The 25128-nt window shown below is 29.6% G+C and carries 26 protein-coding genes and 1 other annotated feature; of the genes, 24 read left to right on the top strand and 2 right to left on the bottom strand.

The window, feature by feature from the left end; genetic code table 11:
* Positions 1-47: 47 nt before the first annotated feature.
* Positions 48-1955: an NAD(+) synthase gene (locus CLHOM_RS02040; RefSeq protein WP_052220016.1), complete on the bottom strand. Its 1908-nt coding sequence runs from the start codon at positions 1953-1955 to the stop codon at positions 48-50.
* Positions 1956-2351: 396 nt separating this feature from the next.
* Between CLHOM_RS02040 and CLHOM_RS02035 the strand changes: the two genes are divergently transcribed.
* The 21 genes from CLHOM_RS02035 (at position 2352) to yhbY (ending at position 20685) form a co-directional block, all read left to right on the top strand.
* Positions 2352-2780: an NfeD family protein gene (locus CLHOM_RS02035; RefSeq protein WP_082204337.1), complete on the top strand. Its 429-nt coding sequence runs from the start codon at positions 2352-2354 to the stop codon at positions 2778-2780.
* Positions 2781-2804: 24 nt separating this feature from the next.
* Positions 2805-3752, top strand: coding sequence for an SPFH domain-containing protein (locus tag CLHOM_RS02030; protein WP_161803188.1), 948 nt, complete (start codon positions 2805-2807; stop codon positions 3750-3752).
* Between the two features lie 197 nt (positions 3753-3949).
* Entirely contained in the window at positions 3950-4564 is a 615-nt protein-coding gene (locus CLHOM_RS02025; protein ID WP_052220014.1) for a glycosyltransferase family 4 protein, read from the top strand.
* 254 nt (positions 4565-4818) lie between these two features.
* The gene (gene gdhA, locus CLHOM_RS02020) at positions 4819-6159 is read left to right on the top strand and encodes an NADP-specific glutamate dehydrogenase (protein WP_052220013.1); all 1341 of its coding nucleotides are present in this window, start codon (positions 4819-4821) and stop codon (positions 6157-6159) included.
* Positions 6160-6293: 134 nt separating this feature from the next.
* Positions 6294-7850 (top strand): ABC-F family ATP-binding cassette domain-containing protein, encoded by a 1557-nt coding sequence (locus CLHOM_RS02015; RefSeq protein WP_052220012.1) that lies wholly within the window; start codon positions 6294-6296, stop codon positions 7848-7850.
* Between the two features lie 106 nt (positions 7851-7956).
* Positions 7957-8385, top strand: coding sequence for a SoxR reducing system RseC family protein (locus CLHOM_RS02010; RefSeq protein WP_052220011.1), 429 nt, complete (start codon positions 7957-7959; stop codon positions 8383-8385).
* Between the two features lie 146 nt (positions 8386-8531).
* Positions 8532-8954, top strand: coding sequence for a DUF2935 domain-containing protein (locus tag CLHOM_RS02005; protein WP_052220010.1), 423 nt, complete (start codon positions 8532-8534; stop codon positions 8952-8954).
* A gap of 184 nt (positions 8955-9138) precedes the next feature.
* The gene (locus tag CLHOM_RS02000; RefSeq protein WP_052220009.1) at positions 9139-10305 is read left to right on the top strand and encodes an iron-containing alcohol dehydrogenase; all 1167 of its coding nucleotides are present in this window, start codon (positions 9139-9141) and stop codon (positions 10303-10305) included.
* A gap of 134 nt (positions 10306-10439) precedes the next feature.
* The gene (locus CLHOM_RS01995) at positions 10440-10853 is read left to right on the top strand and encodes a bacteriohemerythrin (protein ID WP_052220008.1); all 414 of its coding nucleotides are present in this window, start codon (positions 10440-10442) and stop codon (positions 10851-10853) included.
* Between the two features lie 135 nt (positions 10854-10988).
* Entirely contained in the window at positions 10989-11711 is a 723-nt protein-coding gene (locus tag CLHOM_RS01990; protein ID WP_052220007.1) for a M23 family metallopeptidase, read from the top strand.
* A 4-nt stretch (positions 11712-11715) separates the two neighbouring features.
* On the top strand, positions 11716-12663 hold the full coding sequence (locus CLHOM_RS01985) for a M50 family metallopeptidase (protein ID WP_052220006.1): 948 nt from the start codon (positions 11716-11718) through the stop codon (positions 12661-12663).
* A 78-nt stretch (positions 12664-12741) separates the two neighbouring features.
* Complete coding sequence (locus tag CLHOM_RS01980) at positions 12742-14604, top strand: TIGR03960 family B12-binding radical SAM protein (RefSeq protein WP_052220005.1); 1863 nt, start codon at positions 12742-12744, stop codon at positions 14602-14604.
* Complete coding sequence (locus CLHOM_RS01975) at positions 14582-15283, top strand: TIGR03936 family radical SAM-associated protein (protein ID WP_052220004.1); 702 nt, start codon at positions 14582-14584, stop codon at positions 15281-15283. Before CLHOM_RS01980 ends, CLHOM_RS01975 begins: the two co-directional genes overlap by 23 nt.
* 38 nt (positions 15284-15321) lie before the next feature.
* A complete protein-coding gene (locus tag CLHOM_RS01970) occupies positions 15322-15942 on the top strand; it encodes an exonuclease domain-containing protein (protein ID WP_052220003.1) in 621 nt (206 codons plus the stop codon).
* Between the two features lie 14 nt (positions 15943-15956).
* On the top strand, positions 15957-17411 hold the full coding sequence (locus tag CLHOM_RS01965; protein ID WP_423230621.1) for an Rne/Rng family ribonuclease: 1455 nt from the start codon (positions 15957-15959) through the stop codon (positions 17409-17411).
* 34 nt (positions 17412-17445) lie between these two features.
* Positions 17446-17517 (top strand) — a sequence feature (ribosomal protein L21 leader region).
* A gap of 12 nt (positions 17518-17529) precedes the next feature.
* Positions 17530-17841, top strand: coding sequence for a 50S ribosomal protein L21 (gene rplU / locus CLHOM_RS01960; RefSeq protein ID WP_052220001.1), 312 nt, complete (start codon positions 17530-17532; stop codon positions 17839-17841).
* Positions 17842-17843: 2 nt separating this feature from the next.
* Positions 17844-18170: a ribosomal-processing cysteine protease Prp gene (locus CLHOM_RS01955; RefSeq protein WP_052220000.1), complete on the top strand. Its 327-nt coding sequence runs from the start codon at positions 17844-17846 to the stop codon at positions 18168-18170.
* A 3-nt stretch (positions 18171-18173) separates the two neighbouring features.
* Complete coding sequence (gene rpmA, locus CLHOM_RS01950) at positions 18174-18473, top strand: 50S ribosomal protein L27 (protein ID WP_052219999.1); 300 nt, start codon at positions 18174-18176, stop codon at positions 18471-18473.
* A gap of 52 nt (positions 18474-18525) precedes the next feature.
* On the top strand, positions 18526-19065 hold the full coding sequence (locus tag CLHOM_RS01945) for a Spo0B domain-containing protein (protein WP_052219998.1): 540 nt from the start codon (positions 18526-18528) through the stop codon (positions 19063-19065).
* Positions 19066-19109: 44 nt separating this feature from the next.
* Positions 19110-20384 (top strand): GTPase ObgE, encoded by a 1275-nt coding sequence (gene obgE, locus CLHOM_RS01940; RefSeq protein ID WP_052219997.1) that lies wholly within the window; start codon positions 19110-19112, stop codon positions 20382-20384.
* Between the two features lie 10 nt (positions 20385-20394).
* Complete coding sequence (gene yhbY / locus CLHOM_RS01935; protein ID WP_052219996.1) at positions 20395-20685, top strand: ribosome assembly RNA-binding protein YhbY; 291 nt, start codon at positions 20395-20397, stop codon at positions 20683-20685.
* A gap of 22 nt (positions 20686-20707) precedes the next feature.
* Here the strand turns inward: yhbY and CLHOM_RS01930 are convergent, their stop codons facing one another.
* On the bottom strand, positions 20708-21772 hold the full coding sequence (locus CLHOM_RS01930) for a GerAB/ArcD/ProY family transporter (RefSeq protein WP_052219995.1): 1065 nt from the start codon (positions 21770-21772) through the stop codon (positions 20708-20710).
* Between the two features lie 116 nt (positions 21773-21888).
* On the opposite strand from CLHOM_RS01930, the gene CLHOM_RS01925 reads away from it, so the two are divergent.
* From CLHOM_RS01925 to nadD, 3 genes are all read left to right on the top strand, one after another.
* Positions 21889-23289: a spore germination protein gene (locus CLHOM_RS01925; RefSeq protein WP_052219994.1), complete on the top strand. Its 1401-nt coding sequence runs from the start codon at positions 21889-21891 to the stop codon at positions 23287-23289.
* Positions 23286-24407, top strand: a complete 1122-nt coding sequence (locus CLHOM_RS01920) for a Ger(x)C family spore germination protein (RefSeq protein ID WP_052219993.1) — start codon at positions 23286-23288, stop codon at positions 24405-24407. Before CLHOM_RS01925 ends, CLHOM_RS01920 begins: the two co-directional genes overlap by 4 nt.
* A gap of 99 nt (positions 24408-24506) precedes the next feature.
* Positions 24507-25109, top strand: a complete 603-nt coding sequence (nadD, locus tag CLHOM_RS01915) for a nicotinate-nucleotide adenylyltransferase (RefSeq protein WP_423230622.1) — start codon at positions 24507-24509, stop codon at positions 25107-25109.
* The last annotated feature ends 19 nt before the right edge of the window (positions 25110-25128 follow it).

The following is a 25128-nucleotide window of genomic DNA, read 5'->3' as shown; positions in this document are numbered from 1 at the left end:
AATAATAAGGAATAAATCATAGGTTAATGATTTATTCCTTATTATTTTTAAGGAAGCCAAAGTGAATAATCTGCATCTGAAGGCATTCTCCAATCTCCTCTAGGAGAAAGACTAATGGTACCGACCTTTGGACCATCAGGTATAGCAGAGCGTTTAAATTGCTGAGTAAAGAATCTCCTTATAAATTTATTAAACCATTTATTTATAGTTTCAGTATCGTAGTCATATTTAAAAGCTTCTTTTGCTAAAAACATTATTTTCTCAGGTGAAGCATTTTGTCTTATAAAATAATATAAGAAGAAATCATGAAGTTCGTAAGGACCAACTATATCTTCAGTTTTTTGAGATATTTCTCCACTAGTATCTTTGGGAAGAAGTTCAGGACTTACAGGAGTATCTAAAATGTCTAAAAGTACTGCGCTAGCTTCCTTATTTACTTCCTTTTCAGCCACATACTTTACTAAATATCTAACAAGAGTTTTAGGTACTGAACAATTTACTGAGTACATGGACATATGGTCTCCGTTATAAGTAGCCCATCCTAAAGCAAGCTCAGATAAATCACCAGTACCAACCAATAAGGCATTTTCTTTATTAGATAAATCCATTAATATTTGAGTTCTTTCTCTTGCTTGAACATTTTCATAGGTTACATCATGAATTTCAGCTGCATGACCAATATCTTTAAAGTGCTTAAGGCAAGCTTCTACTATATTTATTTCTCTAATTTCAACGCCTAGTTCAGTGCAAAGAGAAATAGCATTATTATAAGTTCTGTCTGTGGTTCCAAACCCTGGCATAGTAATAGCTATAATATTTTTTCGAGGCAAATTAAGCATATCCAAAGTTTTTACTGCAACAAGTAAAGCTAAGGTTGAATCAAGCCCACCAGAAATACCAATAACTGCTTTTTCAATTCCTGTATGAGTTAGTCTTTTTGCTAAACCAGCAGCTTGAATATTAAATATTTCTCTAGAACGTTCCTCTCTTTCGTAAGGATTTGAAGGAACAAAAGGATGTTTATCAATAAACTTATCAAAATTTATTGGAAGTGTATTTTCAAAATTAAAGTTAATTACTTTTGCCTTATATGTGCTTATATTGGCACTATCTCTAAAGCTTATATTTTTAATTCTTTCATTATTTAGCTTATCTACATCTATTATATAAGAAATAATTTCATTTTCTCTTTGAAATCTTTTATTTTCATTTAAAATTCTGCCATATTCACTAATTAACAAGTGTCCGCTAAATACTAAATCAGTAGTAGATTCGAATACTCCACAGGATGAATAAACATAAGAACACATGCATCTAGCACTTTGAGATTCTACAATAGATGTTCTATAATTGGCTTTAGAAACTAACTCGTTAGATGCAGATAAGTTTCCAATTATATTAGCACCTAATAGACTTAAATATGAACTTGGTGGAATTACTGTCCATAAGTCTTCACAGACTTCAAAAGCAAATTTAAAGGCGCCACTTTCAAATATTAAGTTTACACCGAATGGAATGTTATCTTGAAAAGACAAGTTTATTATATCATCTATAATATCTTTCCCAGGAGTAAACCAACGTTTTTCGTAAAATTCAGTGTAGTTAGGAATATAGCTTTTAGGTACAATTCCAAGAATTTTACCACTATAAATTATATAAGCACAATTATATAAACAATAGTTTTTCATTAGAGGAGCACCAACAGCTATTAATATATCTTTATTTATAGAAAAATCACAAAGATCCTTTATTGCTTTCATACTTTCATCAATTAAGTGCTGTTGCAGAAATAGATCTGCACAAGTATATGAAGTTATTGATAGCTCAGGAAAAACAATGAGTTTTGAATTTTCTTTTATAGAATTATCTATACATTCTTTTATATTAGTTAAATTAAAAGAAATATTTCCAACTTTTGTAACGGGACATGCAGCGGACACTCTAATATAATTCATTAGTTTCACTCTCCATATGTTAATTTAATTAAATTTTACTATTAAACTTTAACTCTTAAGAATATATTTTGTCAACGATTCTTGAGATTATACTTAATTACAATTTAAGAAAAATGCGATGCATTTTTCTTAGGTACTAGGTGCGAGGTTCTAGGTACTAGTGAAAGATGTTTTGCTTAGGCGAAACTACTATCGCATATTGTAGCTTGCTACAATTGGGGATTTCATAATTAAGCTCTGCTTAATTATTTCAATTACTAGAACCTAGTACCTCAAGAATTTTACGTCGTAGAATTCTTAAATTATGGAAAAAATTATATATGATGTTATTTAAGCTGATTTTATAGTATAATAGATATGAAGTAATTTAAACAATATATGGGGGGAGGAAATGAAATGTGGCAATATGTGTTATTATGGATAATAATTGCTGCCATAGCCTTAGCGATTGATTTAATAACTAGTAGCTTCTTATTTGTCTGGTTTACAGTAGGTGGAATTGTAGCAACAGTATTAGCTTTATTTAACTATACATTTTCAATTCAATTAATTACTTTCATCGGAATAAGCTCTGTTCTTATGGCTATAGGTTATCCCATTGTAAAAAGAACAATACAGAAAACAGTTCCTATAACTCCAACTATGGAAGAAAAATATATTGGCGATGAATTTCATGCAGATTCAGATGTAAATGAAAAAGCAACTATAAAGTTCCAGGGAATTTATTGGACAGTTAAGAATGAGGGAGAAGAAATAAAAAAAGGTGATAAGGTAAAAATAATTGGAATTGAAGGAAATAGACTTGTAATTAAAAAAATTAATTAATAAAAGAAAGGTATGGTGTTAAGTATGCCAAGTATTATAAGTATTATAGGAATTATTTTGCTAATTATTGTTTTAGCGGCAGTGTTGTCAAGTATTAAGGTAGTAAATACTGGTAACGTGTATATTGTTGAAAGATTTGGGCAATATCACAGAACCCTTGAGCCAGGTTGGCATTTTACAATCCCATTTGCAGACTTTGTTAGACGCAAAATTTCTACAAAGCAACAAATTCTTGATATTGAACCTCAATCGGTTATTACAAAGGATAATGTTAAAATATCTATTGATAATGTTATTTTTTATAAAATTTTGAATTCAAAAGACGCTGTATATAACATTGAAGATTATACATCAGGTATAGTATATTCAACTATAACCAATATGAGAAATATTGTGGGAGATATGACACTTGATGAGGTTTTATCAGGTAGAGACAAAATTAATTTAAAGCTTCTTCAGATTATAGATGAAATTACAGATGCTTATGGAATAAAAATATTATCAGTAGAAATTAAAAATATAATGCCTCCAAATGAAATCCAAATGGCTATGGAAAAACAAATGAAGGCAGAAAGAGATAAGAGAGCTACAATTCTACAAGCAGAAGGACAAAAACAAAGTGAAATTGAAAGAGCTGAAGGTGAAAAGAGAGCTGTTATTCTTCAAGCAGAAGCAGAAAAAGAGGCTAATATAAGACGTGCAGAAGGTCTTCGTGAATCACAATTACTTGAAGCTGAAGGTAAAGCTAGGGCAATAGAAATTATTGCTAATGCAGAAGCAGAAGCAATAAATAGAGTAAACAAGGCAATTTTAGAATCAGGAACAAATGAAACGGTTATTGCTTTAAAACAGGTGGAAGCCTTAATAGAGATGGCTAAATCCCCAGCTAATAAGTTGATACTTCCAAATGAAACAGTATCATCACTTGGCAGCATCGCAGCAATTGCAGAAATGTTAAAAAAAGAAAAATAGGCTATATTTTAAGAGATAGTTGAGTTCGTATAATATCGAAAACAATTCTAGATTTATAATAACTACTAAAACACTCATAATATGAGAAAAATAAAGCTAGTAGAGAAAAATACTAGCTTTATTTTTATAGTTATTTTACATAAAATGGATTATAATATAGTATTAGGAATTAAATTGTTTTAGAGGAGAAAATGTTTATGAAAATTATAATGCTTACTTTTAAATATCCTCCATGTACTGGGAGCATTTCAGATTATGTGTATTTTTTAGCTAAAGGATTAATTGATTTGGGACATGAAATCCACTTAATAACCATTGAAAATAATATGTGCCCAATAAAAGAAGATCAGAATGGAATTTTTATAGCTAGAGTAAAAGCATCTTTCCCATATACAGAAGATTACACAAAATGGGTTTTACAAGTAAACTTTTCTATGCTTGAAGAATGTATCAGAATTATTGAAAAATACGGAAAACCAGATTTAATTCATGCTCATGACTGGCATACTTCATTTGCAGCTAAAACAATTAAGTGGGCATATAATATTCCGTTAGTGTGTAATGTACATTCCACTGAGTTTGAAAGAAATGGATCAATTAATACTGACAGTAGAAGATTTATTTCTTCTACAGAGTGGACACTTGTTTATGAAGCAAAAAAAATAATAGTATCAAGTGAATATTTAAAAAGTCAAATTAAAGATATTTATTCAATACCTAAAGAAAAGATAAAATGTATAAATAATGAAATAATTTTGGATAAAAACATCTCTAAAGAAGTTGGTCAGATTTATGAAGGAATATTTTTATAATTGTATTAAAAAGTGTAATTTAGATACCATTTTAGTTAAAAGCAATGAAATTTTTAGCAAATTCATAATTTTATTGAGAAAAAGTTAGCGAATTAACATCTTAGATGTAAAACTTTATGAATTTTGAGAAATTAGGTATGTTTTATTATTAAAATGACAATTTTACCCCCAGTTATTTTAAAAAGTTATAAAAAATAACAAAAAATTGTGTTATTATATAAAGCATAATAATAATTATTTAGGGGGGCTATTTAATGCAAGCAAAACAATATGTAGAAAAAGTCTATGAAGATTTATTAAAAAGAAATGAGGGGCAAGTAGAATTTCATCAGGCAGCAAAAGAAGTTTTTAATTCTTTAATTTCAGTATTTGAAAAGCATCCTGAGTACGTTGAAAATGGAATTTTAGAAAGAATTGTTGAACCAGAGAGACAATTAATGTTTAGAGTTCCTTGGACAGATGACAAGGGAAACGTACAAGTTAATAGGGGGTTTAGAGTTCAATTTAATAGTGCCATAGGACCTTACAAGGGAGGATTAAGATTCCATCCAAGCGTAAACTTAAGTATTATAAAATTCTTAGGCTTTGAGCAAATATTTAAAAATTCTCTTACTGGACTTCCTATAGGTGGAGGAAAAGGTGGTTCAGATTTTGATCCTAAAGGAAAATCTGATAGAGAAATAATGAGATTTTGTCAAAGCTTTATGACTGAACTTTCTAAATACATAGGACAAGATATGGATGTGCCTGCAGGGGATATTGGAGTAGGTGGAAGAGAAATTGGATATATGTATGGGCAATACAAAAGATTGAAAACCTCTTATGAAGGCGTTTTAACAGGAAAAGGATTAACTTATGGTGGAAGTCTTGTAAGAACAGAAGCAACTGGATATGGATTAGTTTACTTTGTTGATGAAATGTTAAAAGGAAAAGGCAAAAACTTTGAAGGCAAAACAGTAGTTGTATCAGGAGCTGGCAATGTTGCTATTTATGCTATAGAAAAAGTTCATCAATTAGGTGGAAAAGTAATAACTTGTAGTGATTCTAATGGATATATTTACGATGAAAACGGAATCAACTTAGATACATTAAAGAAGATTAAAGAAGTTGAGAGAAAGAGATTAACTGAATACGTTAAATATCATCCACAAGCTAAATACACTGAAGGTAAGGGTGTATGGAGTATACCATGTGATATAGCTCTTCCATGTGCAACTCAAAATGAAATTAATGAAGAAGATGCTAAAACATTAGTTAAGAATGGAGTAATAGCTGTTGGTGAAGGAGCTAATATGCCATCTACACTAGAAGCAATAGATGTGTTCCTAAATAATAAAGTATTATTTGGACCTGCAAAGGCTGCTAACGCTGGTGGAGTTGCTGTTTCTGCCTTAGAAATGTCTCAAAATAGCATGAGATATTCTTGGACTTTTGAAGAAGTAGATGCAAAATTAAAGAATATAATGAAAAATATATATGAAAACTCAGTTAAAGCAGCTAAAAAATACGGATTTGAAGATAATTATGTAGTAGGAGCAAATATAGCTGGATTCATAAAAGTTGCGGAAGCAATGATGGCTCAAGGAATAGTATAAAATATAAAAAAAGCAGTACTATAATAAATTTATAGTGCTGCTTTTTTTCTTTTGACAAGCCATACAAATATACCTTAAAATATACTTTGTTATGGAATAAAGCTTTAAATTATTCATCTTTAAGGAGAGAAAAAATGAGTATATTAACAGTTAAAAATATGAGTCATGGCTTTGGAGATAGAGCGATTTTTGAAAATGTATCTTTCAGACTTTTAAAAGGAGAACACGTTGGTTTTATTGGTGCTAATGGGGAAGGAAAATCTACCTTTATGAACATTATAACTAATAAGCTTATGCCAGATGAAGGTGAAATCCAATGGTCAAATAAGGTTAGAGTTGGATATTTAGATCAGCATGCAGTGTTAGAGAAAGGGCAGTCTATTCGTGATGTATTAAAGGGAGCCTTTAAATACCTTTTTGATTTGGAAGAAGAAATGCTTAAAATTACTGATAAAATGGGAGATGCTACTCCAGAGGAATTAGAAAAGCTACTTGAAGAGATGGGAAACATTCAAGATATGCTGGATAATAATGACTTTTACTCAATTGAGTCAAAGGTTGAAGAAATAGCAGGAGGTTTAGGACTTAAGGATATTGGATTAGATAGAGATGTAACAGAACTAAGTGGAGGGCAAAGAACTAAGGTATTGCTTGCAAAGTTGTTACTTGAAAAACCGGATATACTATTACTAGATGAGCCTACAAATTATTTAGATGAGGAGCATATAGTTTGGCTTAAAAGATATCTTCAAGATTATGAAAATGCCTTTATATTAATTTCTCACGATATACCTTTTTTAAATAGTGTTATTAATCTAATATATCATGTGGAAAATAAGGAATTAACAAGATATGTTGGAGATTATGATAATTTTCTAAGAATATATGAAGCCAACAAGAGACAATTAGAGGCAGCTTATAAAAGACAGCAGCAGGAAATAGAAAAATTAGAGGATTTTATTGCAAGAAATAAAGCAAGAATATCTACTACAGGTAGAGCCAAATCAAGACAGAAGGTGCTTGATAAAATGGATGTTATAGAACTTCCGGAGGAGAAACCAAAGCCACAATTTAACTTTAAATCTGCTAGAGCCTCAGGAAAAATAATTTTTGAGACAACAGACTTAGTTATAGGATATAATGAGCCTTTGTCTAAACCATTAAATTTGAGAATGGAGAGAGGTCAAAAAATTGCTCTTCGTGGTTCTAATGGAATTGGTAAGACTACCTTATTAAAGAGTTTAATAGGTGATATAAACCCATTAGGTGGTAAGGTTCATAAAGGGGAATATCAATATATTGGATATTTTGAACAAGAAGGAAGCAAAAATAATAAACATACATGTATCGAAGAGTTTTGGAGTGAATTTCAAGGATATACACAGTATGAGGTTCGAGCTGCTTTAGCTAAATGTGGACTTACTACTAAACACATTGAGAGCAAAGTAATGGTTTTAAGTGGTGGAGAACAGGCAAAGGTAAGATTGGCGAAGCTAATAAATAAAGAAACTAATATATTGATTCTTGATGAGCCTACAAATCATCTTGATGTTGATGCAAAAGAAGAATTAAAAAGAGCCTTGAAGGAATATAAGGGAAGCATTCTTTTAGTATCCCATGAACCAGAATTCTATGAAGATGTAGTAACTGAGGTTTGGAATTGTGAAGAATGGTCTACTAAGGTATTTTAGCGTAGATTAACAAAATGTTCAAAATAAAAAATTCTTAATAAAATGTAAAAAATCCTACGATTATGGTATAATTAATTATACAAAATGTTATTTAGGAGTTGATAATATGACAGAAATCGGATATGTAGCGTCTATTCATGGAGAATATGCATCTGTAGTTTTTCAAAGAAGATCTGGTTGCGGAGAAAATTGTGCTCACTGTAAAGCTGGATGTGAGGTATCCTCTGTTACTACTGATATAAAGAATACTCTTGGAGCAAAAACAGGAGATAAAGTAAAGGTTGAGATGAATCAAAAGGCTTTTAATACAATGCTTCTATGGGTATATGTATTTCCTCTTATTATGTTAGCTCTTGGAATAAGTATTGGAACAAAGATATTTCAATCCATGGGGTTTGCAAATTATGAGCTATTAAGTTTCTTAGTTGGAATTTTAGCTTTGGCTATTTCTTATTTTATTCTTAATAAGTATAATAAGAGAGCAAGTAAAAATGCTGATTATACATTACAGATGACAAGCATAATAGAAAACTAGTATAATTAATGGATATCCCAAATATAAAGCTTTCTTGGTATTTTATATACTAAGAGAGCTTTTTTTATATTTTTTATAATAAGTTTTCACCTAATTTATTGAATTCAATATTATATTATTGTGTATTATTATTTGGAGGTAAAACCTTGTATTGCTATACTTATGTAAGTGGAATTAACTGTGTTATTAATGAATTGTTATTATGGACTGAGATTTCTAGTGAACATCCTATCTTTATTCAAACGGTGGCAAAACTAACAAACAAAGATTTACCTAAGAACATAATAGATAATCTTAATAATGTAAACAAGATTTTTAAAGATTTAAATGAAGAAACCAAAGAATTAAGAAATAGATCGGCTTTTAATTTCATGAATTTCTATTATGTACAACAAGTAAAAAGAACTGTGTATGAATTTTTAAGAAGAGATGAGTATTTCCTTAGAGTCTTAATGGAAGTTAAGGCTTATGGTACAGAAGATAAGGTATGGCAGACTTTATTAGAGCATATTATAGAAGAGCAGACATTTATGTATACTACATTTAATCAAATAATAAATCAATTATAGTAAAAGTATTTATACCCTTAGAAATAATATCTAGGGGTATAAATATTTTTATTAAAAAATTTATTAAACCACTACAATTAGACAAAAATATATGGTATAAGTATTAGATAAAGAATTAATAACTCATATATATATAGCTTATAAAAAGCTTAAGAAAAAATTTTTTTAATTAGGAGGAACAGACATGTTAAACTTTAATTATTCAATTCCAACAAATATTTATTTTGGAAAGGGGAAAATGGATAACCTTCCAAAGCTTATCAAGCAATATGGATCAAAAATTCTAATGACTTACGGTGGCGGAAGTATAAAGTCTAATGGAATTTATGACAAAGTAGTTAATTTATTAAAAGAAAATAATATAGAATATTTTGAACTAGGTGGCGTAGATCCTAATCCAAGAGTAACAACTGTAAGAGAAGGAATAAAAATTTGCAAAGAAAACAATGTGGACTTTATTTTAGCTTTAGGTGGAGGAAGTGTAATAGACTGCAGTAAAACCATTGCAGCAGGCTGTTATTATGATGGAGATCCTTGGGATTTCTTTATTGGTAAGGCAAGGATTAAGAACGCTTTACCATTAGGTACAGTGGTTACTTTAGCTGCAACAGGTTCAGAAATGAATGGGAATGCAGTAATAAGTAATGTTGATACAGAAGAAAAGCTTTTAACCTATGGAGAAGCATTAAAACCAAAGTTTTCAATATTGGATCCAGTTAATACTTTTACTGTGCCAAAAACACAGACTGCCGCAGGAACAGCAGATATAATGAGCCATATTTTTGAACAGTATTTTAGCACTACAGAAGGTGCTTACATACAAGATAGAATGGCAGAAGCGTTGCTTAAAACATGTATAAAATATGGACCTATAGCTATTAATGATCCGGAAAATTATGAAGCAAGAGCAAACTTAATGTGGGTTTCTACGTTAGCTTTAAATAATTTATTGACTTATGGAAAAGTAACTGATTGGGCTACCCATGGAATGGAACATGAGCTAAGTGCAATTTATGATATTACTCATGGAGTTGGTCTTGCAATACTTACTCCAAACTGGATGACATATGTATTAGATGATTCAACTTTAGATAAATTTGTTGAATATGGTGTGAACGTATGGGATATAGATAAAACACAAGAAAAGATTACTATTGCTAGAGATGCTATTAAAAGGACTAAGGAGTTTTTCATAAGCTTGGGAATTCCGTCTACATTAACAGAAGTAGGCATAGGAGAAGATAAACTAAAAGAAATGGCAGCGAAGGCTACAAAGAGAGGACCACAGGGAAATTTCAAAAAATTATATGAAGAAGATGTTTTGAAAATTTATTTAAGTTCATTAAAATAGATTGAAACTCAGAAATATTTATTCTTTGTTAAATTATTGTAAAGCTCTAAAGTTTGCGGCAAAGTTAACATATATTATGCTATAATTGTCTTTAAAATAAAATGGGGAATAAATATTTGAGGAGTTGGGGAATAATGTTTAAGTGGAAAGATGCTTATAGCTGCAACATTGCTGAGATTGATTCTCAGCATAAAAGATTATTTGAATTGGGAGAAAAGGTATACGATATTGTGTCAATTAAGGATGGATTTGATCATTACGATGAGATAATGAGTTCTTTATTTGAACTTCAAAAGTATGCTATATACCATTTTGATTTTGAAGAAAAGCTGATGAAAAACAACGGCTATGAAGAGTATGATAGTCATGTAAAAAAACACAGAGAATTTTTCGATAAGATATTAGAATTATCAAAGAAGGATATTGATGAAAATCAACATAAAGTATCTATGGATATTTTAGTTTTTATTGCTGATTGGATAGAAAATCACATACTTAAAACAGATACTAAATATAAGAATTACCTAAATTCTAAAGGAATATATTAAATCTATTAGATAAAAAAGAGTAGCAAAAAAATGCTGCTCTTTTTTTGCCTCTAATACTAAGTTTTTAGAATAAATGTAATACAAAAGAAATTAAATAAATATATATTATAGTGATAAATTTCTAGGGGGAGTATAATGGGACACTATAATTCTCAATATGAGAGCTACTATAATTCAATAGTTAACAAAAGAAATAGTAATGTAAATTCATTAAATAGTAGCTTTAGCGGAAGTAAGAAGGAAAATTGGATAGCAAGACGATTGACTCAAGAATTACTTGGAGTGCTATTAATGGCTATGCTGCTAATATTTTGCAGGGTATATGAAACACCTCAAACTCAGGCAGTTTATAGTTTTTCAAAGAGTATAGTTAGTAATAATGTGGATTACGTAAGAATAATAGATCAGATAAAGCTTATCAGTACGGGAGATAATTTACATGATAAGGCTATAGAAGTCATTGATAATTTGAAATCAAAAATAACTGGAGGAGAAACTATTAGAGAAAAGATAAAAAATCAGTTTTCTTTACCAATAAAGGGAGAGATAATAAGCAAAGGCAAAGACGGAATTGACATTACAGCCAATAAATCAGAGAAAGTTTTTGCAAGCTTTCAGGGAAAAGTCAAGGAATGCGGTGAAGATGATAAGTTAGGGAAATATATCATAATGGATCATGGTGAAGGAATAGAAACTGTTTATTCAAACTTAGGATCTATTCAAGTTCAAAATGGTAATGTAGTAAAAAAAGGTGAAGCCATAGGTATGAGTAATGCTTCTGAAAACTATGTACATTTTCAGGTGCTTTTCATGGGACAAAACAATGGATTAGAAAGTATTATAGGAAACTATAATTAAAAATATGAAAAAAAGACATGAGTTAGTAATAAAAATAAGTAAATTATTTTTTCCTTATATAATACTTTTAATTATCATTGGCTTCAAAGGGAAATTACTAATATCGTTTATTCTTGTATTTCTTCATGAATTAGTACATTTTATAGTCGCAAAGAAATTGGGTTTTAAAGGATTTTATATAGAAATCCTTCCTATAGGAGCTGTGCTTAGATTAAAAGATTTAGACGAAGCAGATCCTAAAGAAGATATGATTATTTCTTTAAGTGGACCCTTATTTAATTTATTTTTAGCGGCTATTTTTTATTTAATAAGTAAGTTCCATTACAACTATTATTATGAATATCTAGTTATGAGTAATCTAGCATTAGGTATATTTAATCTTATACCGGCTTTTCCGTTAGATGGAGGAAGGATAGTAAGAGATTTATTTTCTTTTAAGACATATTATAAAAATGCTAATAAAATTACTGTTAAAATTAGCATTGTTCTTGGAGTACTAATAACATTATATTCACTGATATTGCTTATATTCGACAAAAGAAGCATAAGCATGATGGTACTAGGAGTATTTATAATTATTGCTTCTTATAAAGAAAAAGAAAGGATAGTTTATTTGATTATGGGAGATATAATTAATAAGAAATATAAATTTAACAAAAAAGGGTATATTGAAAATAGAAGTATATCAATGCACTTAAAAAAGAGCTTATTAGAAGCTTTGAGTATTATTGATAAAAATAAGTATAATATATTTATAATACTTAATAGTGAAATGAAAGCTGTAAATGTTATATATGAAGGTGAGCTTATTGAAGCTATTAAGATCTATGGGAATATAAGTATAGAAGAATATTTAAAAAATACCGATGAAATAGACAAAATGGACAAATTTGCGAAAAAGACAATTGATCAATGGAATAGTTGGAACAATGAATGTAATAAAGATATATAATCATGCAATTTATTTTTATATAATTTTATGGTAAAATGTAGTGATTCAATTATGCCAATTAACTTAGGAGGAAAGTACATGAACAAAATTTCAGATGATATATTATATAAGGTTGAAAAGCCTGCTAGATATACTGGTGGAGAATTAAATTCATTTAATAAAGATAAAAAAGCTGTTGAAATAAGATTTGCCTTTTGTTTTCCTGATGTTTATGAAGTAGGAATGTCTCATCTAGGAACAAAGATACTTTATTATACTTTAAATAAAAGAGAAGATACCTTTTGTGAGAGAGCTTTTGCCCCTTGGCCGGATATGGAGAAACAAATGAGGGAGCATAATATTCCTATGTATACCTTAGAAACTAAAGATTCCTTGAAGGAATTTGATTTTGTAGGCTTTACCCTTCAATACGAGATGAGCTATACGAACATTCTGAATATGCTGGATATGGCGGGAATTCCTATAAGAGCTTCGGAAAGAAAAGAGGAAGATCCTATTGTAATTTGCGGCGGTCCTTGTGCATATAATCCAGAGCCTCTTTATGATATTGCAGAAATATTTGCAATTGGAGAAGGAGAAGAACAGCTTAATTATTTAATGGATTTATATAAGAAATGTAAGAAAAATGGGCTTAATAAAAAGGAATTTTTAAGGAAAGCTGCAGGAAGCAGAGGAATATATGTTCCAAGTCTTTATGAAGTAAGCTATAAAGAGGATGGAACTATAAGGGAGTTTAAGCCAAAGTATGAAGATGTGCCAAGGGTAGTTCATAAAGCATTAGTAAGGAATTTTGAAGAAGTAGATTTCCCTGATAAGCTTCTAGTTCCGTATGGAGAGATAGTTCATGATAGAGTAACTATTGAAACCTTTAGAGGTTGTACTAGAGGATGCAGATTTTGCCAAGCTGGAATGGTATATAGACCTGTTAGAGAAAAAACCACTGATAAATTAATGGAACAGGTTGATAAACTTTTAAAAGCTACTGGATATGAAGAAGTATCATTAATATCCTTGAGTATTTGTGATTACTCTGATATACAGAGGCTAATAAGGTCGATAATAGAAAAATATAATGATAAAAAGGTAGGAGTATCCTTGCCTTCTATTAGAATAGATTCTTTTTCAGTGGATTTAATAAATGAAATTCAAAAGGTAAGAAAAACTGGCTTAACCTTTGCTCCAGAAGCTGGAAGCCAGAGAATGAGAGATATAATAAATAAGGGAGTTACTGAAGAAAATTTAATGGATTCGGTATCTAATGCGTTTAAATCTGGCTGGTCAACTATTAAGCTTTACTTTATGATTGGTCTGCCATATGAGACTATGAAAGATGTTGCTGGAATTGCTGATCTAGGACAAAAGGTAGTTAGTGAATATTATAAAGTCCCTAAGGAAGTTAGAAAAAAAGGATTAAAGGTTACTTTAAGCACATCAATTTTCGTACCTAAGCCTTTTACACCATTCCAATGGGCAGCTCAAGATAGAATGGAAACTGTTAGAGAAAAAATAAAAACCTTAAGAAGTTCAATTAAGAGTAAGCAAATTTCTTACAACTGGCATGAAACTCCTGTCAGCTATATGGAAGCTGTCATTGCAAGGGGAGACAGAAAGCTTTGTGATGTTATTATTAAAGCCTTCCAAAAGGGAGCAAAGTTTGACGGATGGGGAGAATATTTCAATTTTGACATTTGGCTTGAAGCCATGAAAGAGTGTGGAGTAGAAGGTGACTTTTACACATTCCGTGAAAGAGATTATGATGAAGTATTGCCATGGGATTTCATAGATATTGGAGTTTCAAAGGAATTCCTAATAAAAGAGAATGAAAAAGCTAAAAAAGCAGAAGTTACTCCTGATTGCAGATTAGGTTGTGCAAATTGCGGCATGAACTCAAGAGAAAATTTTAAAGAGGGAGCGTGTTTTGAGAATGCGATATTTAATTAAATATACGAAAGGTAGTGACATTAAATATGTCTCCCATTTAGAATTAATGAGAACTATTCAAAGAATAATCAGAAGATCAGAGCTTCCTGTTGAGTATTCTAGAGGATTTAATCCTCATATGGCACTATCTATTGCCCAACCTCTAGCTGTAGGAGTATATTCAAAGGGCGAGTATATGGATGTTCATTTTAATGAAGAAATAGAAGAAAAATATATAGAGGAAGCTTTAAATAAAAATGCTCCAAGTACCATTAGGTTCTTAGATGCAAAAAAGATAAAGGAAGAAGATAAAAAAGTTCCTCAGGCTATGGCGGCTGTAGAAGCTGCCAGATACATATTAAAGTTTAAGTTAGTGGATGCAACAAAAATAGAAGAGGAGATAAAAGATATATTAAATCTTAAAGAATGGCTTGCCACAAAGAAGGGAAAAAAAGAAGAAAAGACAGTGAATATAAAGGAACTTATTAAAGACATAGATTATAGAATCGTAGATAATCTTCTGATTTTAGAAGTATTAGTTGCATGCGGAAGTAAAGAAAATCTTTCTGCACAATTGCTTGGAGAATATTTTAGAAATAATATTCATGATATAAATAAGGAAGCCTTTATTGATATAGAAAGGCAAGAAATGTATGCCTTTAAAGGGAAAAAATTAGTTCCCTTAAATCGCGTTCTATAGAATTAAAATTATATATTCTAAGGAGAATAATTTTTTTAATGAGCTTATATTTTACGCATGAGGATAAAGAGATTTTTGTTCCATATAATTTGTTAGCAGTAGACTTTGAGTTTATTACTACAAAAACAATAAATAATAAGGCTAAAAAGTATATACAAGAAATTGTAGAAGTAGGACTTATATTTAGAAGTGAGAATATGGTAAAGGAATTTACTAGTCTTGTTAGACCAAATGAGTTTTTGAAATGTAAGAATAAAAATAGACATAGTATTTATTCTGACAGATTCAATCATCTAGATATAGAAAAGGGAATGGATTTACGTGAAGTATTTGAAAAAATTAAAAAAATATATATTCCTAAGGAAACAATTTGGATTTCTTGGGGAAAAGCTGAATATGATACATTAAAAATGGTATGTAGAAATGAGGGTATAGCTATACCTTTACTCAAAGATGATTACATGGACTTATCAAAAGAGTTTGTAGAATTTTATAATTTTAATCAAAATATTTCACTAGATAAAGCTTTGACCTTTCTAAAAATACCTATTAACGATAGACATAGGGCATTATCAGATAGTAAGGCACTAATGGATATTATAAATAAAATGTTTATAGATGGATATACGATAAATGATAAAAATCTAAAATTTTTTTAGATTTATCAATTGAGGTGAGAAATTTGGAAGAGATATTTATTGAAAGAGAGAAGGATTCTTTAAGAATTGCCATAAAAGAAAATGGAAGTTTAAAGGAATGTCTTATTGAAGAAGATAATTCAGAACCATCACCAGGAGAACTTTATAAAGGGGTAGTTAAAAATATTGTTGCATCTATAAAGTGTGCATTTATAGATATTGGGTGTAAGAAAAATGCCTATATGTTGCTACATCATAAATTTGACAATGATAAAATTAAAGTTGGCGATGAAGTTATAGTTGAGATAATGAAAGAAGCTACTGGTGAAAAAGGTGCTAAGGTAACAAGTCAAATTAGTGTCCCAGGAAGGTATGTAATCTTAATTTCACATAATAATAAGATAAACTTCTCAAAGAAAATAGAAGGGAATACTCAATTTATAGAGTATGTTCATGAGAATATCAATAAGCCTTCTGATGTTGGAGTAATGGTGAGAACTAATGCTCTAAATAGTACTATAGAAGATATAAACAGAGAACTTGAAGAATTATATGATAGCTATTTGAGAATATTGAAACAGGGAAAGCACTCATTAAAGCTGGGGCTTCTATATAATGGAGGGGGTGCTTTAGGAAGATTATTAATAGATGTAATCAATGAAGATACTAGTAAAATAATAGTTAATAGTCAAGAGGACTATGGTCATATTGAAAGATTTATAAAAAACAAATCAGATATAAATTTAAGTCTAGAACTACATAAAGATCCCCAAAGTATTTTTAGCTTATATAATATTGAAAAGGAACTGCTTTCTCTAAGAAATAGTAAAGTTGTATTACCAAGTGGAGGAAACATTATAATAGAAAAAACGGAAGCAATGTATGTAATAGATGTAAATTCAAGCAAAAATACTAAGGAAACTTCAATAGATAAAACTGCATTTTCAACTGATTTAGAGGCTGCAAAAGAAATTGCAAGGCAAATAATGTTAAGAAATTTGGGAGGCATTATTGTTATTGATTTTATAGATATTGAAAGTAATGAAAAGAGAAAGAGAATAATTCAAACCTTAAAAGAAGCTTTCAAAAATGATAAGAAAAAAACTATTGTGTATCCTTTTACTCAATTAAATCTAGTTCAAATAGCAAGAAAAAGAAGAGGTAAATCTATATATGATTATATTGAAGATGATTGTAGTCTATGTAGGGGTAAAGGAAAAAAGATAAAGCTAACTTATTTAAACAATCTAATTAAAAATGAAATTATAAAAATAAGTAAAGAATATGAATTTAAAGATATACATATTGAAATTGATGAGATCTATAAAAAGGATATCCTTGGAAATGTAATAGAGTTTATTAATGAAATTGAAGCCTTGGATAAAAGAGTCTATGTTAGCTTCATCAGCAATTTAGAGTATTTTAAAGTAGAAGCTTTATTATTTGCAAGTCAAATTAAAAAATTTGAGAATATAAAGATATATGGCTGATTTTTCTTTACAAATAAATGCATATATGATAAAATGGCATTTGTAACCGCACGCATAAGGTTTTAAATCACAAATTTTGTGTACCGATGGCGGCGAGACTCTAAAAGGAGGTGTTTTAATGTACGCTATAATTCAAACTGGTGGAAAACAATACAAAGTTCAAGAAGGAGACGTTGTTTTTGTTGAAAAGTTAAACGCTGAAGTTGATTCAAATGTTGAATTAACAGAAGTAATGGCTGTAAATAAGAATGGTGAATTACTTATAGGAGCTCCAGTTGTTGAAGGAGCTAAGGTTGTTGCTAAAGTACTTAAACAAGGTAAAGCTAAAAAAGTAATCGTGTTTAAATACAAGCCAAAGAAAGATTCAAGAAAGAAAAATGGACACAGACAACCTTATACAAAGTTACAAATCGAAAAGATTGAAGCTTAATTATGACTAATGTTATTTTTAAAAGAAAAGATGAAAGACTAATTGCTTTTAAAATAGAAGGGCATTCAGGGTTTGATGATTTTAATAGAGATATCATATGCAGTGCTATTTCTATGGTATCACAAACCACTTTAATTGGCATTTTAGAAGTTTTAAAAGTAGAAGCAAAATATTGTATTGAAGATGGTTTTTTAAGTTTAAGTTTAGAAGAGAAATCCATGGATGAAATTGATAAATGTCAGGTTTTACTCAAGACTATGTTGCTTGGACTTGAAAACATCCAGATATCTTACGGTGATTATATAAATGTGAAAGTAGAGGAGGTGTAGTTTATGTTACTAATAAACCTTCAATTATTTGCTCATAAAAAAGGAGTAGGTAGTTCAAAGAACGGTAGAGACTCTGAATCTAAGAGACTTGGAACAAAATGTGGAGACGGACAATTTGTTCTTGCAGGAAATATCTTAGTAAGACAAAGAGGAACTAAAATCCACCCAGGTAATAATGTTGGTAGAGGTGGAGATGATACTCTTTTCGCTAAAATTGACGGCGTAGTTAAATACGAAAGAGTAGGAAGAGATAAAAAACAAGCAAGTGTTTATCCAGTAGAATTAGAAAAAGTAGCAGAATAGTAAAAGGCACCCATAAGGGTGCTTTTTTAAAATTCGTTGATGGGGGATTAATATGGAAGAACTTCATAATTTTATAGATATGCTTCGAGAGCAAAGACATGATTTTATGAATAATGTACAAGTAATCTATGGATATTTACAAATAGATAAGAAGGATGAAGCTTTAAAATACATTGAAAAAATTGCTGGTGAAAATCAAAATATAAGTAAATTATATGCTTTAGGAGATAAAAGCTTAGCATTTTCGTTGGAAATAGAGATAAAGAATTTATGGAAAAAAGGATTTCTTGTAGAAGTAGATTTGGAAATAGAATCTCTCTCTAAGGAGATGTTTTTAAATGAATACCATAAAAAAAGCAATATAGTAAATACTATATTTAAAGAGATGGAAAACAGCAAATTTAAATTTGTTTATATATATCTTTTTCAAGATGAATTAGGTGAAAGTTTATTGATATGTAATAGCGAAGCTTGTGTAAATGAGCTTGACTGGATGGAGGATTGGGAAGAAATTCAAGCAGAATTAGGAGATATAATTATTCATAAGTATTTTAATAATGAAAAAAAAGCATATAGATTAACTTTCAATTAAATACTAATATTAATTTATAAATTTAGATAAGGTTAGGTGATTTCATGTTTATAGATTTAGCAAAGATATATGTAAAGTCAGGCAATGGAGGTAACGGAGCTATTGCCTTTAGAAGAGAAAAATATGCTCCTCTAGGTGGACCAGATGGAGGAGATGGGGGAAATGGTGGGAGTGTAATAATTCAAGCAGATAGAAATTTAAATACTCTTTTAGATTTTACATACAGAAAAAAATATGTAGCCGCTAATGGAGAGGATGGATCAGGTTCTAAATGCTTTGGTAAAAAGGGAGAAGACTTATATATAAAGGTTCCAATGGGAACCATTATAAGAGATGCAGAAACTAATAAAATTATGAAGGATTTATCAAAGGATGGAGATAGTTATATAGTAGCTAAGGGTGGAAAAGGTGGAAAAGGAAATTATCACTTTGCTACACCTACAAGGCAAGCGCCAAGCTTTGCAGAACCAGGTATGCCTGGGGAAGAAAGATCCGTATTGCTTGAAATTAAACTCATAGCTGATGTAGGTTTAATTGGTTTTCCCAATGTAGGCAAGTCAACTTTATTGTCCATGGTAAGTAAAGCTAAGCCTAAGATAGCAAACTATCATTTTACAACTTTAAAACCTAATTTAGGAGTAGTAAAGATTGAAGGAGCTCCATCCTTTGTTATGGCAGATATACCAGGATTAATTGAAGGTGCCTCTGAGGGTGTAGGACTTGGTTTTGACTTCTTAAGACACATTGAAAGAACTAGGCTTTTGATTCATGTAGTAGATATATCTGGGGTAGAAGGAAGGAATCCTATAGAAGATTTTATTAAGATAAATGAAGAGTTAAAAAATTATAGTGAAAAATTAAGTCAAAGACCTCAAATTGTAGTAGCAAATAAAAGCGATATGTTGTATGAAGAGGAGGTATTTGATAAATTTAAGGATGCAGTAAATAAAATGGGATATGATAGTGTATTTAGAATCTCAGCTGCTACTAGAGAAGGGGTAGATGAACTAATCAAGGAAGCAGCTAGAGTATTAAGTACTATACCTGAAAAAGAATTGGAAATAGCCCCAGAAGAATTGTTTATAGAAGAAGAAAAGAAATTTACTTATGAAATTTCTGTTGAGGAAGGAATATATACAATTACAGGAAGCTTTGTAGACAGACTTCTTGCTAGCGTAAATGTTAATGATCCTGATTCTTTAAGATATTTCCACAAGGTATTAAAAAATAAGGGTATAATGGATGAACTTATTGGACTTGGAATTCAAGATGGGGATATTGTAAGGCTTAATGATTTTGAATTTGAGTTCTTATTATAGGAGGAAAAATATGATAAGTAGTAAACAAAGAAGCTATTTAAGAGGATTGGCTAATACACTTGAGCCAATATTTCATGTAGGTAAGAATGGAATAGATGATCCGTTTCTAAAGCAAGTAATAGATGCCTTGGAGGCAAGAGAACTTATTAAGCTAAAAGTATTAAATAATAGCGGAATTACAGCGAGAGAAGCATCGGACATTATATGTGAAGAAATAGGCTGCGAAGGTGTTCAGGCCATTGGAAGCATATTTGTACTTTATAAAAGATCTAAAAACAAATCTAAAATAGAATTGCCATAAAAATGAAGGTATAAAGCTACCTTCATTTTTTAATACCATGAATTGTGAAAACAATCGCTGGAATAATTAATAAATTTATCAATGAAATATAATTATAATATGTTAGAAAAGATAAAAGTAAAAATCCATTTTTAGATGTAAAAAAGGAAAAAATAAAAACCAATATAGAGATTATTATAATTGCTTTCATATTTGATTTGTTCCCAAAGGACTCTAATAGCTTTAATAATCCATAAAAAGTCAGACAATATTTTAAAAACCATCCTCCTATTATTTGGAGCATTACAAATAATTCTCCACTTTCTAAAAAATCAAGGTGGCTAACCATTTGAGTCTGAAGCAATTTTGGATAATATATTGTTAAAGCTCTTTCATAACCAAAAGTAGTTATTACTCCTATAGTTGAATATACTTCCATCTGTATTATGATGATTAGAGCTACTAAAGAAGTTGTTAATAAGTCTTTTTTATTTTTTATTTCATTTAGATAAGGTAAAGTTAATCCGATGCTAGCGTAAAATCCTAGGGATTTTATGCTAGCAATAAATAAGTCTTTATTAAATCCATTTGCTAGGATTGGGTATAGATACTTATTTTTTTTATAATTAGCTGTTAAAATGCTGAGATTTGTACCAGCTAGCATTACAAAAAATATTCCTATAATTGTAATGATAACTAAAGGTCGCAATCCCTTATTTACTGAATAAGCTGCGGCAATTATAAAAAAAATTAGAATAAACCATGCTGGGGTCTCTAGCAGCATATTCTGATGCATTGAATTAGATTCCACAGAAGAACTTTCTACTAAGGTTAGGAGAAAAGTTAAAATCAGTAGTACATAAAGAATGTTTCCTACAATATCTCCACAAGAATTAGTATATATTTCATATAAATTAAATTTGTTAGTTTTTAAACTTATCCTGAGCATATAAGTAAATAATATAATAATAAAAATTGAAGCTATAATAGCAGCAATCCAAGAATCGTTTTTGCCATATTTTATTACGATATTAGGATATGTTTTAAAAGATACTATTGAAGTTCCAAGTATAATAAAAATAAATTGTCTAGCGTTTAACTTTCCCATATATCCTCCCTAGTTAACTTTAGCTATTTGAAGATAAATTTTCCTAATAATAATATTATCAACAAAGATAGAGAATAATATTCTAAAAGTTACAGACACTATAAATGGTGATTTATATGAGTGATAATTATATTAACTATTTTAAAGAAAAATTAGAAAAGAGTTTTGATACTAAGATTAGAGAAGTTAATAGTGCCCTAGGGACAATTTATATTATATTTATAGATAATTTAAGTAATAGTAAATTTATAAGTGAATATATAGTTTCTCCTTTAACTGAAAATAAGATATATACTAACATAGAATATGTAAAAACAGAAGTATTATATGCTAATATAGTTGGAGATGTGAATACAAAAGAAGAGGCACTAAATCATATATTATCTGGAGATGTGATAATTCTCTTTGATTTTTGGAATTCTATGATATTTTGTGAAGCTAAAAGTTATCCTAAAAGGGATATTAGTGATGCAAAACGAGAGAAAACAATAAAAGGACCTCATGAAGCATTTAATGAAATAATAGTAGATAGTATTGGTTTAATAAGAAAAAGAGTTAAAAATGAAAATTTAGTTTTTGAAAGCTTAGTTTTAGGAAAAGAATCTAATACAACTGTTGCAATAGCATATATAAAAGGAGTAGCCAAAGATAGTTTCGTAAAAAGTATTAAAGATAAAATTGTTAGTATAGACAATGATTTTTTGCTGGGTACAAATGCTATAGAGGAATTGTTAAAAGAAAAAAATACTCTATTTGATTCTATAGGTTTTACAGAAAGACCTGATACAGCAGCATCAAAATTATTTGAAGGGAGAATTCTTATATTAGTAGAAGGAACTCCTGAAGTTATAGTAGCACCTTCATTCTTTGTGGAAGCTTTAATGGCATCTGAGGATTATTATTCAAATAAATATTTTGCAAATATTATTAGAATTCAAAGGTGGATAGCATTTTTTTTAGCCGTATTTCTTCCAGGAATTTATATTGCAATAACAACCTATCACTTTTCCCTTATACCTCCACTTTTTGTTTTTAGATTATCTATTTCTAGAGCTGGGGTTCCATTTCCTACCGTAATAGAAGTAATCTTAATGATATTTTTCTTTCAACTGCTCAGAGAGGCGGGTGTAAGATTACCGGAGCCTACAGGGCAAACAATGAGTATTGTAGGAGCACTTATATTAGGGGATGCAGCAGTAGGAGCTGGTTTAGCGTCAAGAGCCACAATAGTAATTGTTTCAGTTTCGTCTATTGCAACTTTTCTAGTTCCAACTTTATATAGAGCCATTTCTGTTTGGAATATAGTTATTATTATTTTTTCATCAGTACTTGGATTGCCAGGATTTTATCTAGGCTTTTTTATATTCGTTGCTCATCTATCTTCAATACAAAGCTGTGGGTATCCTTATTTATATCCACTAGGTTCAATTGAAACTTTAAAGTATAGAGATTTAATACAAAGAGAAGATTTAGACGAAATATCTGATAACTTATTTAATGAGGATGATATAAAATGAAGAAAATCATAGGTATTTTATATCTAGTTATATGCATGTTAATTTTTACAAGCTGTTTTAACTACAGAGATATAAATAAATTGCTTTTTGCCACTGCTGTAATTGTAGATGTAAATGAAGAAAAACAGCCTATAATATACATTGAAGCCTTTAAGGCTGTAGAAGGAACTGAAACCGGTCAAAGACTTATTTTTCGAGGAAGAGGCAAAACTAACTTCGAAGCACTTAGAAATATTAATTTAGGAACTAGTTTTAAATTCAACGTAACACAAAATAAAGCACTTATTTTTACAACTAAAGCTGCAGAAGTTGGGATAGATAAATTTATTGATTTCTATCACAGAGACCAAGAATTTCTTAATAGACAATATATTTGTATTTACAAAGGAGAAATTGAAAATCTAACAAATGTAGAAATAAAAGAAAATAAATATATAGGTGATTTTTTAAAGAGACTATTAGATAATGTAGGAGCATCTTCTAGAGCAACACACATAACCATAAACGAGTATTTGAATCAAAGACTTGTAGGAGATAAAGCAAATATAATTCCTATAATTGAAGTAAAACAGGATGTAGGTGGAGATAAAAAAATTATAATAAATGGTTCTGCTGTTGTAAAAAATGACAAGATGGTATCAGAGATACCTAGAGAAATGGGGAAAGGTTTTAACTTTTTATTAAATAATGTAAAGTCAGGAACCCTTGAAGTTACTAATCCGAACTTTCCTAATGAGTTTATTACCTTGGAAATATTAAAATCCAAAACCGATACAAAATTAAGATTAGAAAATGGAAGATTGATAGTAAATAAAAATATAAAGGTAAAAACAGCTATTGCAGAAGTTCAAGAAGGGCTTGATATTACCAAGCAGAGTTTAAATGAAATAAAAGAGGTAGCACAAGATAATATAAAGAAAGCCTGCTATCATATATTTGAAGAATATAAAGAAAAAGGTATCGACATTTTTGATATAACAGAAGAATTTGAAAGAAAATATCCTAAAGAACAAATTAGTAATGTCATTGAAAAAACAGATTTATTTGTAGATGTTAAAATAGAAATTGAGTCCGGTAATGATGACTTAGACTTTATAAATGTAAGTGAGAAAAAATAGAGGGCAAATAAAATGCCTTTTATTTTTATTTTTTTATGATATACTTTTCATGGAATAGAATATTGTTTTAAAATTATTTATAAGGATAGGTGCTTTATGATTAAAAGGAAGGGAATATTTGGAGGTACTTTTGACCCTATACATAACGGACACTTGCACATAGCCTATGAGGCATTATATAGATTAAAATTAGATATGATTATATTTATGCCTTCAGGGAAACCCCCTCATAAAACTAATAAGATTATAACAGACCCTAAAATTAGGATTGAATTAGTGAAGGCTGCAATAGATAAGGAGAATAAGTTTACTATAAGTAGCTATGAAATTGAGAAGTTAGGATTAAGCTATACTTATGAAACATTAGAATATTATAAAGCTTTAGAACCTGATACTGAATGGTACTTTATTACTGGAACAGATTGTCTAATGGACATTAGGACCTGGAAAAATATAGACAGGATTTTTAAATCATGCAAATTTGTAGTGTTTAATAGAAGCGGTTACTTTAAGAAAAAGGTGATTGAACAAAAGAATAATATCGAAAAGGAATATGGAACTTCAATAATTTATTTAGATATACCTGTAATTGATATATCTTCAACAGAAATAAGAAATAAAATAAAAGAGTCCAAGGAAATTAGTTACTTAGTTCCTAAAAAAGTAGAATATATTTTGAATGAAATGAAGCTATATAAGTAGTAATTTAATGGGGGGATAA

It is taken from the genome of Clostridium homopropionicum DSM 5847 (assembly GCF_001263795.1).
Classification (GTDB): domain Bacteria; phylum Bacillota; class Clostridia; order Clostridiales; family Clostridiaceae; genus Clostridium_H; species Clostridium_H homopropionicum.
The sequence above is the reverse complement of the archived record's forward strand: the minus strand, read 5'-3'. Positions and strand labels throughout refer to the sequence as shown.